General features: G+C 40.3%; 9 protein-coding genes. 7 read left to right on the forward strand and 2 right to left on the reverse strand.

Annotated elements, in window-relative coordinates:
• The first annotated feature begins 132 nt into the window (after positions 1 to 132).
• From ACMA1I_RS23040 to ACMA1I_RS23050, 3 genes are read left to right on the forward strand one after another with little or no spacing between them, the layout of a single operon-like run.
• Positions 133 to 846, forward strand: coding sequence for a restriction endonuclease subunit S (locus ACMA1I_RS23040; RefSeq protein WP_337070862.1), 714 nt, complete (start codon positions 133 to 135; stop codon positions 844 to 846).
• Positions 833 to 2,557 (forward strand): restriction system-associated AAA family ATPase, encoded by a 1,725-nt coding sequence (locus ACMA1I_RS23045; protein ID WP_337070854.1) that lies wholly within the window; start codon positions 833 to 835, stop codon positions 2,555 to 2,557. The genes ACMA1I_RS23040 and ACMA1I_RS23045 overlap by 14 nt, the downstream gene beginning before the upstream one ends.
• Positions 2,547 to 3,638 (forward strand): hypothetical protein, encoded by a 1,092-nt coding sequence (locus tag ACMA1I_RS23050; protein ID WP_337070855.1) that lies wholly within the window; start codon positions 2,547 to 2,549, stop codon positions 3,636 to 3,638. The genes ACMA1I_RS23045 and ACMA1I_RS23050 overlap by 11 nt, the downstream gene beginning before the upstream one ends.
• A 144-nt stretch (positions 3,639 to 3,782) precedes the next feature.
• On the opposite strand, the gene ACMA1I_RS23055 is transcribed toward ACMA1I_RS23050, so the two are convergent.
• Positions 3,783 to 4,061, reverse strand: coding sequence for a hypothetical protein (locus ACMA1I_RS23055; protein ID WP_337070856.1), 279 nt, complete (start codon positions 4,059 to 4,061; stop codon positions 3,783 to 3,785).
• 301 nt (positions 4,062 to 4,362) lie between these two features.
• Between ACMA1I_RS23055 and ACMA1I_RS23060 the strand changes: the two genes are divergently transcribed.
• Together ACMA1I_RS23060 and ACMA1I_RS23065 are read left to right on the forward strand one after the other, a co-directional pair.
• Positions 4,363 to 6,180 (forward strand): DUF262 domain-containing protein, encoded by a 1,818-nt coding sequence (locus ACMA1I_RS23060; protein WP_337070857.1) that lies wholly within the window; start codon positions 4,363 to 4,365, stop codon positions 6,178 to 6,180.
• Positions 6,181 to 6,182: 2 nt separating this feature from the next.
• Positions 6,183 to 8,441 (forward strand): DUF262 domain-containing protein, encoded by a 2,259-nt coding sequence (locus tag ACMA1I_RS23065; RefSeq protein WP_337070858.1) that lies wholly within the window; start codon positions 6,183 to 6,185, stop codon positions 8,439 to 8,441.
• Positions 8,442 to 8,546: 105 nt separating this feature from the next.
• On the opposite strand, the gene ACMA1I_RS23070 is transcribed toward ACMA1I_RS23065, so the two are convergent.
• Positions 8,547 to 13,433: a RecQ family ATP-dependent DNA helicase gene (locus ACMA1I_RS23070; protein ID WP_337070859.1), complete on the reverse strand. Its 4,887-nt coding sequence runs from the start codon at positions 13,431 to 13,433 to the stop codon at positions 8,547 to 8,549.
• A gap of 272 nt (positions 13,434 to 13,705) precedes the next feature.
• Here ACMA1I_RS23070 and ACMA1I_RS23075 point away from each other — a divergent pair, with 272 nt between their 5' ends.
• Complete coding sequence (locus tag ACMA1I_RS23075; RefSeq protein ID WP_337070860.1) at positions 13,706 to 14,338, forward strand: ribonuclease H family protein; 633 nt, start codon at positions 13,706 to 13,708, stop codon at positions 14,336 to 14,338.
• A 394-nt stretch (positions 14,339 to 14,732) separates the two neighbouring features.
• Positions 14,733 to 15,803 (forward strand): IS256 family transposase, encoded by a 1,071-nt coding sequence (locus ACMA1I_RS23080; RefSeq protein ID WP_337070861.1) that lies wholly within the window; start codon positions 14,733 to 14,735, stop codon positions 15,801 to 15,803.
• Positions 15,804 to 15,910: the final 107 nt, after the last annotated feature.

Genomic DNA, 15,910 nt, shown 5'->3' on the forward strand with positions numbered 1-15,910 from the left:
AAAGAGAAAATAAGGCTACGCGTACAGAATGCCCGTGACAGAATTATGATGGTCGCTTGTGGTTTACACAACCTGCGAACCTCCTTTAGGAAAATCAATAACAATTAATCAGAATACACTTTATTATCAAGCATCAATTTATCTAAGCAACCTTCAGATGATTATTTTCTTAAGAATGAAGACTTAGTCTTTGTTCGTTCAAATGGAAATAAAGAGTTAGTAGGACGATGTATGATAGTTTATCCTAATGATGAGAAAGTAACGTTTAGTGGATTCAGTATCAGATATAGGGCCACTGGCGATGAGATTAATCTAATATATTTGGTTCACTTATTTCGCGAACCAAACTTTAAAAAAGCAATGTTACAAAATGGTCGCGGGGCAAATATTAGTAATATCAGCCAACAATTACTGGAGGCATTAAAAATCCCTATACCACCAATTGAACTTCAACAAGAATTTGCCTCAAGGGTTGGTCAATTTGAATCGATTTTGGATAAAATTGAAAGGAGCGCTAGTTTAACACAGCTTTTACTTAAATCACTTTCTTCCCAAGTCTTAAATGAAAGGATAACTATTGATGTTGATGCTGAATTAGAAGCATTAATCAATGCTATTGATTTAGACAAGAAAGACGAAGAAAATAATATTGATTCTTTAAAGGGTGATGTCACATACATCCAAAGATTGATTGATAGGCTGGAAGATCAAGAATTTGAAGATATGGAGCAATATGATAAAGCTAAATACATACTTTTCAGAATAAAGAAAGAAGAGGTTAATTTAGTAAAGCAGATTTTTAAAAAAAATAAAGTTCAGCTTACATTACAAAATGAAACTGCTTAAACTCACAATAGAGAACAAAGAAGGTTTCAGAAGTTTGCAACAAGGTTTTGAGATACAATTTCATTCTTTGGCTGATACCGAATCCATGTCGGCTTTTCGTCCATTTTGTTTTGCTGGCTTAAATGGCAGTGGAAAGTCCAATGTGTTAGAAGCTTTAGCTAATATTTTCTATCATTTGGAAATTTGTGTTGCACGATATCTACCTGAGAGCATTCGGAATCCTAAAAACTTTCGACCTAATGAATGTACACCGGATGCATTTACATTAGAATACTTAATTGGGCGGCATAATCAGAAGATATATGTACTTCATAACTTTTATAAGGTAACTATAACTAAAGAAGAAGGTGAAGCCCCTATAATGAAAATAAAGGAGTTCCCTTTTGATAAAACTGTTACAGAGGTGGAAATTTCTCTTGAAGTGAATGAAGGAAGTGAACAAAGTGCACCTGGAAAAGCATATCTCCCTGATCATATCATTGGGTATTCTTCCGGAGAAAATGAAATTCTAAGCCTACCTTTTGTTAAAAGCCGGTTAATTCATTTAGATGAATACAAGCAAGCAACTAGAGATAACTACGAGCGATTTGATGAACCGGAAAATAGCCTGATTTATATTGATAACAATATGAGTCAAGCAGTTTTATTGACTTGTTTATTATTTGAGAGTGATGAAACGTTGGCTCCACTAAGGGAAGTAGATAACACGGGAATACTTGGCCTACGAAGCTTCCGGATGAACATCAATCTACATGATTTTGTTTTTGAGGATAAGAAATCAAAAGAACCAACCTACACACCAATTTTAAAGCTTATTGAACCGCATCAAATAGATGCCCTCAAAAAATGTGCTACTTGCTGGTTTTTAGATCATAAGACAAAAAAGCTCTGGTTGGATTTTTATGTAGATGAAGCTACTAAACTAGCTTTCAGGGAGCATTTTAACAAATCTTTAGAATGCTTCCAGTTTTTCAGGCTGCTCTATGAATTAAATAGTCATTTCGTAGACGAAAAAACTAAAGAAAAAATATATCAATCAAAAGGAGTATATACCGATTGGAAACTTCCAACTGGCACACCAGAACAAGATGTATTTCACTTTTTGGATTTCTATATTGCTAAACAACTTAAGCAATCTGGAGAGATTAAAGATTTATTGCTCAGAAGCTTTTCCGATGGTGAGCATCAATTTATTCATACCATGGGTATTTGCCTTCTTCTCAAAGATAAGCGTTCTATTCTACTCTTAGATGAACCCGAAACCCATTTTAATCCGAGCTGGCGTGCGAAGTTTATAAAAGTTTTAAATGATAGTATTACCTCAGGTAGTAATAGAGACTTACCTAATGGTAACTTCAATGTACACTTACTAAAAGATATTTTACTAACATCTCATTCGCCTTTTATCATCTCAGACTGTATGCCAAATAATGTGATATTCTTTAAAAAGGACGAAGAAACAAAACAGCTGGAGGCAAAAAGCGCTGTAGAATTGGGGTTAAATACTTATGGCTCAAGTGTTGACTATATTTTAAAAAACTTTTTCAAAACCAGTCTTATTTCTAACAAATCCTTTGAAGAGTTAAGACGCCTTATTGAACATGGCAATATTGATCAATTAAGGAGCGCTGTAGAACATTTTGGAGAGTCAAGTGAGAAGCAGTTTCTGTTCAAAAGGATTTATGAATTAATGCATCAGAATGATTACTAGTCTTAAAAAGCTGAGTACACGAATAGCCATTATTCATAATATTCCTAAAGTATTTTTCAAAAATATAGAAGATGCTACTTTTTTTGGAGACCATCTATTTCCTAAATGGGAGAAAAATGTTTTTGCTAGAACTGATCTTAGGAAGAAGTTTGAGTTGGTATATAATAAGTTTAAAGCATTAACCAATAAGCGAGATCGAGATAGGATAGTTCATACGTTCACTTCTGTCAACGAAATTGAAAAGCTATGTAATAATACCCCAGGGATTACTGTCTATGAATTAAAAGATCTACCTAGTAGTATACATGAAGAGTTAGATAAACTCTTTGAATACCTCTACAAAACAGCTATCAACTATCACGGATTTGAATCTTATGTAAAAGATTCTGTTCATGAATCCATTAATCGTTTTAATAAAAAAAATGAGCTCGAAGTTTGTCCATTTTGTGGATTGGAAGGTTTCTTAAACCTTGAAGGGCAAGCAAGGCTCGCACTTGATCATTGGTTATGTAGAGACTTATTTCCAATGTCAGCAGTCAATTTTAATAATCTTATTCCTATAGGACCAGCTTGTAATGCAAGACCAGCTAAAGGATCTAAAAATATTTTAATTGATAATCCAACTTCCAAAGCACGTGTAATTGCATATTACCCTTACCTCCAACACTCAGGAATAACTACACAATTTAAATTTGTAAATGAGCCTACCATATCGACTTTTGGTAAGATTCCTGATTCAGATTGGAATTTAACTTTAAGCCCAGTTGATCCAACAGAAAATGATATTTATACAAGTTGGATTTCTACAATGAACATCGAACCTCGATACCTTGATTATATAAGAATTAACATCTTAAACATGTGGGAAAGCCGTTATAAAAAGTTTATAGAAAAGCACCCAAGGCTTAAACATGCTCAAGATATCGATGAATTGAAGAACCATTTAACAGAATGGCAAGCTAGCTTCGATATTAAAAATGTACCTGGCTCAATCCTTTATGTATCATTCATTGATTTTCTAGTAAATCATGCTTCTGATGCTTATCTATTTGGGTTATGTGAAAACTTCAAAAGAAGATAAACAAAACGCTCAATAGTAAGCATGCAATTAGAAACGTAGCTTGCTTTCTATTAATGAGATTTCTAATATAATGTATCTAGGATATGCTCTAAATTATCAGTCTCAGAGGAGCTGTATATTAATGGTTAGTAACTAAAAGTATACTTATATTTTAACTTGTCCCTGTAAAGCATTTTTAAGAAACCCTCTGGGATTAACCATTGCAATCTGGTCAAAATCCTTATCAGATAAGTCCTGCAGCATGTCAGCCAGTATATTCTTTTCTAATTTATGGTTTCTAAAAACATAAAAGTCTGTTCCAAACAGCACCTTAGATCTTAGCTTCGGATTCTGCATGGTGTGTTTCAGCAATGGCTGTATCTCTGCCTTATGGAGTATATAACTTAAATCGGCGTATATATTAGGGAATCGATCATCCAGCATGATACTGCAGATGACGGTATACCAGTCTGCATATTTCCAGATCTGTTCCAGTTTACTCCTACTCGGCTTGCCATAACTAGTGGATGTTTAGAGAATAAATGACCAACTCAAAAGTTTTGGGTGCATTTATGCATGTATTACTAACATTTAAACTTCAAATATCCATTATTCTATATATATTTAGAAAGTAATGCATAAGGTGAATAGGCAATCCCTAAACCTTGAAAAATCCCTCAATTCTCCTTCAATATTTACTTGATGTTTCCCTTTAATAAGAATTAAATATAATTATTGATAGAACATGACAGATAAACTGATACTAAAAACAATAAACGAACTTTTAGGATATGATTTTTATATCCCTTTTTACCAAAGGGGTTACCGCTGGACCTCGCAGCAAGTAAATGACCTTTTAAACGACATCTGGGCATTTGCAGAAAAAAAAGACAAGAGCAGTGGTTTTTATTGTCTGCAGCCAATTGTAGTAAAACAAAAGCAATGGCAGGAAGCAGACCAGACTATGGACGGTTGGGAAGTGATAGATGGCCAACAGCGTCTTACTACAATCTATATCGTTCTTAGTTACTTGACCAAGGAATTTCTGAAAACTGACACTCTTCTAGAAGACTATGGAAAAGAAGCCTATACGCTTAGGTATGAGACTCGGCCGAAAAGTGAATTATTTTTAAAGAACATTACTGAAGATAATTCAAATATTGATTATCATCACATTTGGGCTGCCTATGATACCGTAAAGACATGGTTTACCAATGGCGAGAATACTAAAGACCGTACCGATAAAAATAAGTTTTTAGATACCCTGTTGGGAAAAAAAGACGACGAACGGTCTGTGCAGGTTATTTGGTACAAAGTAGAGCCGGCAGTAAACAGTATAGAACTCTTTACAAGGTTAAATATTGGTAAGATTCCTCTAACCAATGCAGAATTAATTAAAGCATTATTTCTGTCAACTTCCAGCTTTGAAAATGAAAGCCCAGAAGATTGCATTCGTCGAAAGATGGAAATTTCTCAGATATGGGATGATATAGAGCAAAAATTAAGCGATGAGCATTTTTGGTCTTTTATAACTAATGAGAAACAAAATAAATACTCCACTAAAATCGAGTTACTTTTCGATTCAATTGCTGGGAAAAAAGAGAGTGAAATTGATCCCTTATTTACTTTCCTATACTTCCTGAAGAAGTCTAAAGATAGGTCTCAATCACTTTGGGATTTATGGCTTTCCATTGAACAATATTACTTAACTCTTTGCCAATGGTACAAAGAGAAAAACCTGTATCACAAAATCGGATACCTGATTTCGGTAGGAGAGGATATGGGTGACTTAATTCAGCTATCTATGAATTTAATGAAAAACAAATTTGAGATAGAGCTAGATGAACGAATTAAAGCCCGAATAAACAAAGTAGCTATTGAGGATTTGAACTATGAAAACAAGAAACACTATAAACCGATAGAAAATTTGCTCCTTCTCTTCAATGTAGAGTCCATTAGAAGTAATGACAACATTATGGAATATTATCCTTTCAAGTTCCATAAAAACAGGCAATGGAGTTTAGAGCATATACATGCTCAGAATTCAGAATCTCTTGATAAAACCAAAAAAGAATCTTGGTTTAAGTGGCTAAACTATCATGCTACATTAATAGAAGAGTTAGTATCTGAAGAACAAAATGACCAGGTACGTGAAGATTGGGAAACCCTTCTGGAAGAAATAAAGCAAAGCAATAATGAGAAATTAACTTGGGATAGGTTCGCTGCAATTTCCAAAAAAATTATCGATAAATTTTCTGACAATTCAGAGAGTCACTCGGATGACCTTCATTCAATATCTAATCTGGCTTTATTGAGCCAGCCAGATAATGCCGCCCTTAATAATTCTGTTTTTGAAGTAAAGCGTCGGGAAATTATTAATATGGATAAAAATGGTAATTATATTCCTTTATGTACCAGGAGGGCATTTTTAAAATATTATAATAACAAACCTTCTACGCAGCAATATTATTTCTGGGGGAGTGAAGACAGAAATAATTACTTCAAGGAAATTAAAGATGTACTTAAAAATTACATTGAACAACCAACCCAAATTTTGAACTAGATATGGCTACAAGTTTATATAATTTACTGCAAGAACATAAAGTAGTTATTCCGATCGTACAGAGAGATTACGCCCAAGGACGGCAGATTGGGAAAGCTCCTGTAATCCGTAAAGTATTTTTAAATGCTCTAAGAAAGGCTCTAAAAGATAAAAGTAACCCCCCTTTAGAGCTTGACTTTGTGTACGGGTATATAAGGGTAAATAAAATTGATGAAGCTACTACTAAAAGCTTTATTCCGCTAGATGGGCAGCAACGATTAACCACTCTGTTTTTGTTGCATTGGTTTGTTGCAGTAAAGGAGAATAAGTTGGAGGAGGCCCAAGAGTGTCTTAAAAAGTTTACTTACGAAACACGACACAGTTCTAAGGTTTTTTGCGAAAAGCTAGTTGAGTTTTCACCTACTGACTTAAATAAATCTATCAAGTCAACCATTACTAATGAACCTTGGTTTTTCACTTCTTGGAAGAATGATCCTACGGTAAGCTCTATGCTGACCATGCTAGATGCTATACAAGAGAAGTTTATGGATGTTGATGATGTCTGGCCATTTTTGACTTCCGATGAGCCAAAGATTGTCTTCCATTTACTTCCAATGGAGAAGTTAGGTCTGCCTGATGATTTATATATAAAAATGAACTCAAGAGGAAAGGAGCTAACTGATTTCGAGCATTTTAAATCTCGCTTTTCAGAAATTCTAACCAAAGATAAAGCTGATATTTTCAACAATAAAATTGATAAAGATTGGTCAGACTTATTTTGGAATTTATATAAAGAACAGAATAGCAAAGATATTGCAAAGCTAGTTGATAGCGGCTTCCTGAGGTTCTTTAGTTATATAACTGATGTGTTAATCTTCAAAAACAACATTGTCATAGAGGACCATGACGATGAATTTGAAGTTTATAAGCGGGTATATGCGGAAATAGAAAACGTTAATTTTCTATTCTCCAGCCTGGATGTTTTTCAACAGATCAATCTTGAAAATCCATCATTCTTCGAAGAGTTGTTTTATGTCAACTCTGATGAATTTGATAAAAATAAAACAAGGCTCTTCTTTAGTAACCCTTCAGCAAATTTATTCAAGAAATGCGCAGATAGTTATGATTCATCAAACAGGACCAACTTGTTCTCTATTGGTGAGCAATTGATGCTATTTGCTTGCTTAGAGCACCTCATTAATGAATCAGCAGAGATTAATACTAGAGTAAGAACCCTAAGAAACTTAATTACTAATTCAGAAGACACGGTACGTAAAGAAAACATGCCGACTTTGCTTCATTCTGTGACACAAATCATTCTGAATAATTCTATTGATAATGATACCAAGTTTAACACTAGGCAGGCTGACGAAGAAAGAGCAAAACAAGAATTTATTAGAGTAAATGAAACTATCAAAGAAACTATTTATAGGCTAGAGGATCATCATCTATTACAAGGTTGTATAGCCATCTTCAAGATGGAAGAAGAGTTGTATAAATATGCGAAAGCTTTCTTGAAAATCTTTATTAATACATGCAATTATGATAAAATAAGCAGAGCCTTATTATGCTTCGGCGATTATTCTCAGAAGTACGATTGGCGTAAGAGATTAGGGAATCACACTCATTCAGTATGGAGAGAATTATTCACTCCTAGTCAAAGAAGAGGTGACTTTGATCAGACACATGCTGCCGTATATTCTTTATTATCATTCTTTATCCAAAATCCAACCACAGATCTAAAAGCCGTAATTTCTGATGCAATAGATACATTTACTCAACAAATAGATAAGCCTAAAGATTGGAAGTATTACTACATTAAGTATTCTGAATTCAGAAAAAATGAAGAAGGCTTTTATTATTGGCGTGATCCAAATAAACAATATGAAGCCATCATGATGCGGAGAACCACACTTGGTGGGTTTCATTGGTCACCTTTCTTATATGCCATTAAAAATAGAATAGGGGATAACCTGGTTTTAGAGAATTATGGCGCTCCACTTTTCCTAGTTAATGGGCACGCTTCTTTGAGGATTAAGAATTGGAATATCGGATTTAAAATTGAAGCAATAGATGAGGAAAGCCAAGGATTGCTTAATACACTGCGGCAGTTAAATCTTGTAGATTCAAATGATATAATCAGGGTTAAGCAAAATGATGAAGGATTTGATATAGAGGATAGAGTAGAGAAAGGAATTAATATAATTTCAGAAATTTTAGCTCTCGATGTACCTCCTCCAAATATTCCTGATTCAATGTCTGCAGATGTCTTGACCGAATAGTGTATGAAAAAGTAAGGGCTTACATCTAGTAAGCCCTTTATCACTTCTTTAGCTGGTTCCGAAACTTAAGGATAAGAGCCTAGCTTGATGTAATTTTGTAAGCATTTAGATATAACTAGAAAAAGCCACTTCAACATTGGACATTGAGTTTTTTGCCTCTGCCAATTGCCTATTTAGATATAACCTCGGCAAAACTACCCGATACTCTTTTCCATCATCCTCGCAATACCAAACAACAACAAACGCTATTTCGGCACTTTGCAGGGTATAGCCCTGCGTGAATAATTTCGTGAGCTCTTGCTTAAACTTCTGAGAGAAGGCTACGACAGGGGCAGCTGAGAACAACAAACCATCTGCAGGTTCTTTTGATAACTCCAGAGAGTTACCAGCCTTTAGTTGTTTAACTACTTCTTTAGTATGCGGCTGCTTGTAGAAACCGAGCACTACATCCTTCATGCTCGTTTCCAGTTGCAGCTCTTTCGGCGCCGGGTATAGGGTATGGTCTTCGGCTCTAGTCAGCTGATTAACTTTTATCTGGTCAAAATAAGACTGGTCGGTATGTATATGCAGGGATTGCTTGGCTCGGGTAATGGCCACATACACAACACGCTTATTTGACTCTTTCTCCAGCTTGTAATTTTTTAGTAGCAAAAACACGTGGTCAAATTCCTTTCCTTTGGCCTTGTGCATGGTAGATACCAACACCTTATTCGCCTCCGGGTAAATGAAATCCTCGGCGCGTGCCTCCTGTACATAAGCCAGCCAGTCAGACCAAAACTTTCGTTCGCCGCTTGTTCGCTCAAACTCCGCTAGCACATCTAAGCTCAGGCTTAAATTAGTTGAACCGGCAAACTCCTGCTCGATCCGGTTACGGCTTTGCTCCCAGTCCTCCTTCGAGATAAAACCAAGCTCGCTGCTGACTTTATCGTGGATGTACCAGCTTAAACACTTTAGCTCCAGCAATTGCCGCAAAGAGAAACCATCCTGCGCCATGATCAGGCGGGTAGGTATATTCTGTTGAAGCAACAGGTTTTGTACCAGCAGGGCTTCCTCGTTGGTGTGCGTCAGTACCGCTACGGTGCCAGTAAGCTTTTGCTTTACTACATCCTGCACCAAAGGAGTCACTAGGTCAGAACTAGGCTTGTAACGTGTCAGGCAAATATCACCAAAGGTCTGCTTATAGGCCATTAGGGGCAGGCCAGCTTTTACCCTGTCGGACTTGAAAAGTTCAAGGAACTGGTTAGAAAACTCTACCAGGTTAAAACAAGCCCGGTAGTTGGTGCTGAACAGGTATTTTGTTGCCTGCTTGTCCCGTACAAAGTCACGCATAAAGGACACGGAGGAACCTCTGAACTCATAGATGTTCTGATCATCGTCTCCCACTACGATCACCCGCACATCATCTGCCAACTCGATAATCTTGTTCAGGAAGTCGTACTCCTGCTGGCTGATGTCCTGGTACTCATCTACCACAATCACGCTCTTGCACTTGAGCCGGTCACTTGGAACATCGTCATTTGCCAAACCTTCCGTAGCCTGCTTGATCACATTGTCGGACTTCTTCAGATCGCCTACGCGGCCCAGCAGCTGAAAGGCAAAGCCGTGGTAGGTATAGATGTCAATGTGGTAGGCTGATTTTCCGATCAGCTTGTGCAGCCTTTCTTTAAACTCGGTGGCGGCAGGGCGGGAGAAAGTCAACATCAGGAACTGCTCCGGCTTAATGTCCTCCATCATCAGCAAAGCGGCCACCTTGTGCACCAGCACCCGCGTTTTACCGCTGCCAGGCCCGGCACCTACCAATATGTGCGGGCTCTTGTTGTCTTTGATGACTTGTGTTTGATCAGGGGAGAGGGCCGCAAAAATTTCCCGGTACTTCTTGTCTGTGATAGGCTGCTTCAGCTTACCTTTTTCATTTCGGAAATGCCGTTGCACAAAAGCTTCATAGCCCAGTCGGAAATAGTCATCAACGAAGCTAAGTGCTTCGATGTGGTTGCGGAGCTGCTTTTTGGCATACTCCCCAATGATATGGATCTGCTCTACCTTTTTCTCATAATGCCGCTCCAGCTTGCTGTAGTCTTCAATGGTGTACTGCTTTCGGTTATCCTCTATGAGCCGCTCAATGGTCATCGGGTTGTAGAGTACAAACAGACCTCCTTCCAGTTTGATGGACCCAATGATGTGCAGGTATAGCAGGTCAGCCTCATACTCCGTGAGCGAGGCTTTAGGAAGCATGATGTTGTTCCGCTCCACCTGCTTTTTCATCTCTACCATCGAGAACTCGAGGGCGGCTTCATCCTGCTTCTGTTTGTTTGCAATCTCGAGTGCGTTCTGCTGGCAGAGCCACTGCACCACGTCAGCTGCCCGGGTAAGGCGCTCATAGATTGCCTTTTTTATCTCCTGCTTTTCTTTGCGGTAACCTATGCGGTAAAGCAGGGTATGGGCATCGATCCGTTCTTTCTTGATGTAATGCTTGTGCTCCCAGAATTGCAGCAGGTTCCGGATTGCCTCAATGGAGCTGCTATCGCATCCTTTGTCGATCAGCTTTTCATTGATGTCCCGCAGGTGCATCTGGAAGACAGCCGGTGATTCCTCAGACGGTAGCAATACATCCAATAGCGCCTTCTCCAGATTCGCATAGCGCTGGTAACAACGCTCGGAGTTCTTCTCACTTCGGGCGGGATTAATGAGCGCTGTCAGGTCTCGGGTATCGCCAAGCAAACCGAGTTCCTTGAAGTGAAGCAGGATTCTGACTACTGTTTCTTTTTCAATGCCCAAATGATCAGACAGCGCATCGACCATCGTGTCTTCGCGGGAGATGAGGTACTGAAATATCCTGACAGCCTGTTGCAGTTGGTCGCCCGGAAATTTATCCTCATTGGCATGGATGATTTTATTGGCAGCCTCTACATTGCGCACCAGTATACTTTGGGCAAATATCCGGGGCGAGTTCATTTGCCGCTTTAGGTATCCTACATCCTCTAGGGCGGCTATGGCGGCCTTTACTTGCGTCTCCAGGTTCATCATGTCTGTGTCCCAACCCGCCTGCTTAGCCAGCTCTAGGGCAGATTTCGTGAACTTCAGCCGCTTAAAATCTTTTACCGCTTTCCAGATTTGCCCAACCTCTTTTTTGGAGAGCTTGGTTTGGTTAAGGAGGGCAAAGTGATCGTTCAGGTCGTTCTCGTCAAAGAGCAAATGACAGTCAGCCTGCAAGTCTGGTTTTCTGCCAGCACGCCCCGCCTCCTGCAAGTAGTTCTCCAGCGAGTCGGAGATATCATAATGCACAACCAGCTTTACGTTTTCCTTGTCAACGCCCATCCCGAAAGCGGAGGTGGACACAATCACGTTTATGTCGCCGGCCATAAAGCTGTCCTGAATTCTGATCTTCAGATCAGACTCCATTCTGCCATGAAAAGCCGCTGCTTTAATGCCTGATTTTTTAAGTTCTTCGGCAACGAATTCTGCCGTTTTGGTTCGGCTCACATACACAATGGCCGGCTCCGTCAGGTCCTGCAACAGGTCTTTTAGCTGCTGTAGCTTGGCTTCCTTACCCTCAGCTTTTGAGGCATTGTAGTTCAGGTTTTTACGGGCAGCATTGGTTTGGTACAGCTTTAGGTCCAGATTTGTCTGCTCCTTAAAATACTTGACAATGTCCTGCACCACCTCGGGCTTAGCCGTAGCGGTAAAGCAGGAGACAGGTATAGGGTGTTGCAGGTTTTTTGCTTCAGCCAGTTCCTTTAAGAAGCGACCGATATACAGGTAGTCTACCCGAAAGTCTTGTCCCCAGGAAGAAAAGCAGTGCGCCTCGTCGATCACAAAACGTTCGATCTGTCTGCCTTTGAGGAGGCGGTAAATGGTATTGGAGCGCAATGACTCAGGAGAAATATAGAGCAGCGTAGCGCCACCCTCCTGAACCGTCTGAATGGCATCGGCACGCTCCAACGGAGAAAGCAGTCCATTGATGGCAACGGCAGTGGTGATGTCGAAGCGGTTTCGGAGCACATCCACCTGGTCTTTCATGAGCGCCTGCAGGGGAGAAATGACGACGGTTAATCCACGGTTTGCCTCACCCTTCATGAGGGCAGGCAATTGGAACGTCAGCGATTTACCACCACCCGTTGGGAAAATAGCCACGAGTGATTCTCCCTTTAATCCGGCTTCAACTACCTGTTGCTGTAGGGGAGTTTGCTCGTTGGGAGTAAACTTTCGAAATCCTTCATAGCCAAAATACTTTTGTAAACCTGCTACAGGCGAAAGATACTTTTCGCAATAGTGGCAGGAGGGTTGCTGGCAGGAACTGCCTCTGAGCTGTTGTAGAACAGAGACAATCTCCGGAAAGCGGTGTAACAGCCAAGGCGGTATAATCGAACCCTGATCAGGAGCATTTAGGAGAACAAGCGCATAAGCTAAAGGTATAGTCTGCTGGTAGATGAGCGGTAAAAGCTCAGTGTTTGTACAGACTCTGTTATTAAAAAAAGATTGAATATCTTCTGCTAGTGATTCGCCTGCTTGCTCTGATCTTTCTTCATCTAGTAGGTCAAAAAAAGCGCTAAAAGCTTCCTGCTTGCAAAGCAGGCGGTGAATGATTTTTCTTAGTAGAGCAGGAAGATTGAAGTAAGCACTGATGCAGTCTTCCAGCAGATCAGCTGCTATTTTTGAGTCCTCTACGGGGTTATTGTAATGGTCACTCACCAATCTGTAATCCTTTATCAGCCGGTGATAAGGCCGGTTTGGGAAGAAAAGCGGTGAAAGGTATAGTGTATCAATAAATCTCTTTTGAAATATAGTTGCAGGAGCCCCAGCAGATTTTAGGATGGGTAAGTCATGCGCCAGGATGTTATGCCCGCAAAGGAATCGTGCATTCTGCTGCAACACCTCAAAATCGTGAACAGATGTGCTGTGTAAGGTGCCGCCTCTGAACCACGCTCCAATGCTTTGGATTCGTATTTTAGGCTGCTTACTAACTTCAAGATCAAAGAAGGCAACTTGCTCCATTTTTATACCCCCCCAGGGGTTTACTATAAGCTCTCTAATTGTGCATTAATAATTAACAATCAAAAGCGATGTTGTACTCAAATATTATTTTAGTGATACCAATGGTATTATTTTTTTACTAATATCTCAAAAAAAATTTACACTAACTCCATCGGAAGCTTAATATTATTTATTTTATATATTTGTTTCGTAGTTGCCTTCATTTGAAAGGTGATTTTAAATCATTAAAAGTAAAATTATATAATAAATCAAGTATAAGGAAAGCTTAAGCTATGGGTAAACAAAAGTTCTATGTTGTTTGGAAAGGAAGAGAAGTAGGAGTTTTTGAAAGTTGGGGTGACTGCAAAAAACAAATTGATGGAGTTAAAGGTGCACTTTACAAATCCTTTAGTTCGAAGGAGCTAGCGGAAGAAGCATTGCTGGGTTCTGGTAAAGATTATATAAATAAAAATAAACCAAAAAGTGAGCTAACAGTTGAGCAAAAAGCTTTGATTGGGGATCCAATTTTAGAGAGTATTTCTGTAGATGGTGCCTGGAATACAGCGACAGGTATAGTAGAGTATCAGGGCGTTGATACAGGTACAGGTAAATTGTTATTTCGACAGGGACCTTTCGAGGATGGGACAAATAATATTGTCGAGTTTTTGGCAATCGTGCACGGGCTGGCATATTGCAAGAAGAATGGATTAGTAATACCAATTTACTCAGATAGTAATATTGCTATTAGCTGGGTTAGAGACAAAGAAGTGGCTACTCATCAGAGCAGAAGCGAGAAAAATAAGAAGTTATTCGACTTGATTGATAGAGCATTAAAGTGGCTAAACATAAATGAATACCCCAACAATATATTAAAATGGGAAACTAAAGCATGGGGTGAAAACCCAGCAGATTTTGGGCGAAAATGATGTGATTCGTGTTGCTCTCAGGAAAAAATACAAGTGTGAGCCTATTACCGCACGTTCACTGATGGGCCCATGCTCCTGGAGTAGATATAAAGCAACCGGTCTGGTAGGGGCCTAAAGTATTTTAGTGGAGTACCTCTTCTGCCAGAAAGCAGCCTTACCGTGTTCTATTTAAGTAGAGGTACGTTGATTCGCCTGTATCTGAAATGAGATGACAGACAAGAAGACAGGGGAGGAGTTAAACACCTTCACCTTTACGTAGTCAAGTGAGCTAATATATTCCTGTTTGTCCATTGCTCCTGTAATGAAGTGCGGTGGTGAGAGTTCATCCTTTATTACGAGGCTGTAAAGTAAACTGTGTCAAAGGATTAAGAGTACTACCTTTAACACAGTCAACATGGAAGAGAACAACCAACTGGATCTGGAAAAGATCAAGCGCCAGTTTCTGGAAGAGTTCCGGAGCGGCAAACCCACCTTTGGCAAAGACGGCGCGCTTGGCCCCCTGCTGAAACACTTTTTAGAAGCCGCTTTGGACGCGGAGATGGACCTGCACCTGGATGAGGAGGAACGCCAAAAGGGCAATCGGCGCAACGGCAAGGTTTCCAAGCAGGTGCGCACTTCAGATGGGGTGATCGAAGTGGAAAGCTCCCGCGACCGTTCTTCCGGCTTTGAGCCGCAGATCATCAAGAAACGAGAAACGGTGCTGGCTGAAAACCTGGAGCCGCGCATTTTGAGCATGTACGGCCTGGGCATGAGCCTGCGCGACATCTCCTCGCACCTCAAGGAGATGTACGGCATGGACATCTCCCACGACACCTTAGCGGCCCTCACAGAGAAGATCGTGCCCCAGGTAAAGGAATGGCAGGCCCGGCCGCTGGATTCGCTCTACTGCATTGTCTGGCTGGATGCCATGCACTACAAGGTGCGCCAGGAGGGGCGCGTTGTCAGCAGAGCCGTCTACAACATCCTGGGCATTGACCGGCGCGGTTACAAGGAACTACTGGGCGTGTATGTCTCCGAAAGCGAGGGTGCCAATTTCTGGCTCTCGGTGCTGACTGACCTCCAGCAGCGGGGCGTGCGGGATGTGCTCATCGCCTGCATCGACAACCTCAAGGGCTTTGCCGAGGCCATTACCAGTGTCTTTCCGCAGGCCGAGGTGCAGAGCTGTATTATCCATCAGATCCGCAACAGCCTCAAATATGTGGCCTCCAAAGACCAGAAGGAGTTCATGCGGGACCTCAAGCCAGTCTACCGGGCAGAGAACAAGGAGCTGGCTGAGCTGCGGCTGCTGGAACTGGAGGAGAAGTGGGGAAAGAAGTACCCCAAGGTGCTCGAGAGCTGGCAGCGAAACTGGGAGAAGCTGAGCACGTACTTCAAGTACAGTGAGCCGATCAGGAAGCTTGTCTACACCACCAATGCCATTGAGGGCTTACACCGCCAGGTACGGAAGTGGAGTTGCTACCTTTGACTGGAGACCTATTTAGGGCAGATTTGATTTAATAACTTAAATTTGACTATGATGGAACGACGTGTATTTGATACCTCCTTTAAACGGATGGCTATTGACCTCTCCTA

This window comes from Pontibacter sp. 13R65, from assembly GCF_047525655.1.
Taxonomy (GTDB): domain Bacteria; phylum Bacteroidota; class Bacteroidia; order Cytophagales; family Hymenobacteraceae; genus Pontibacter.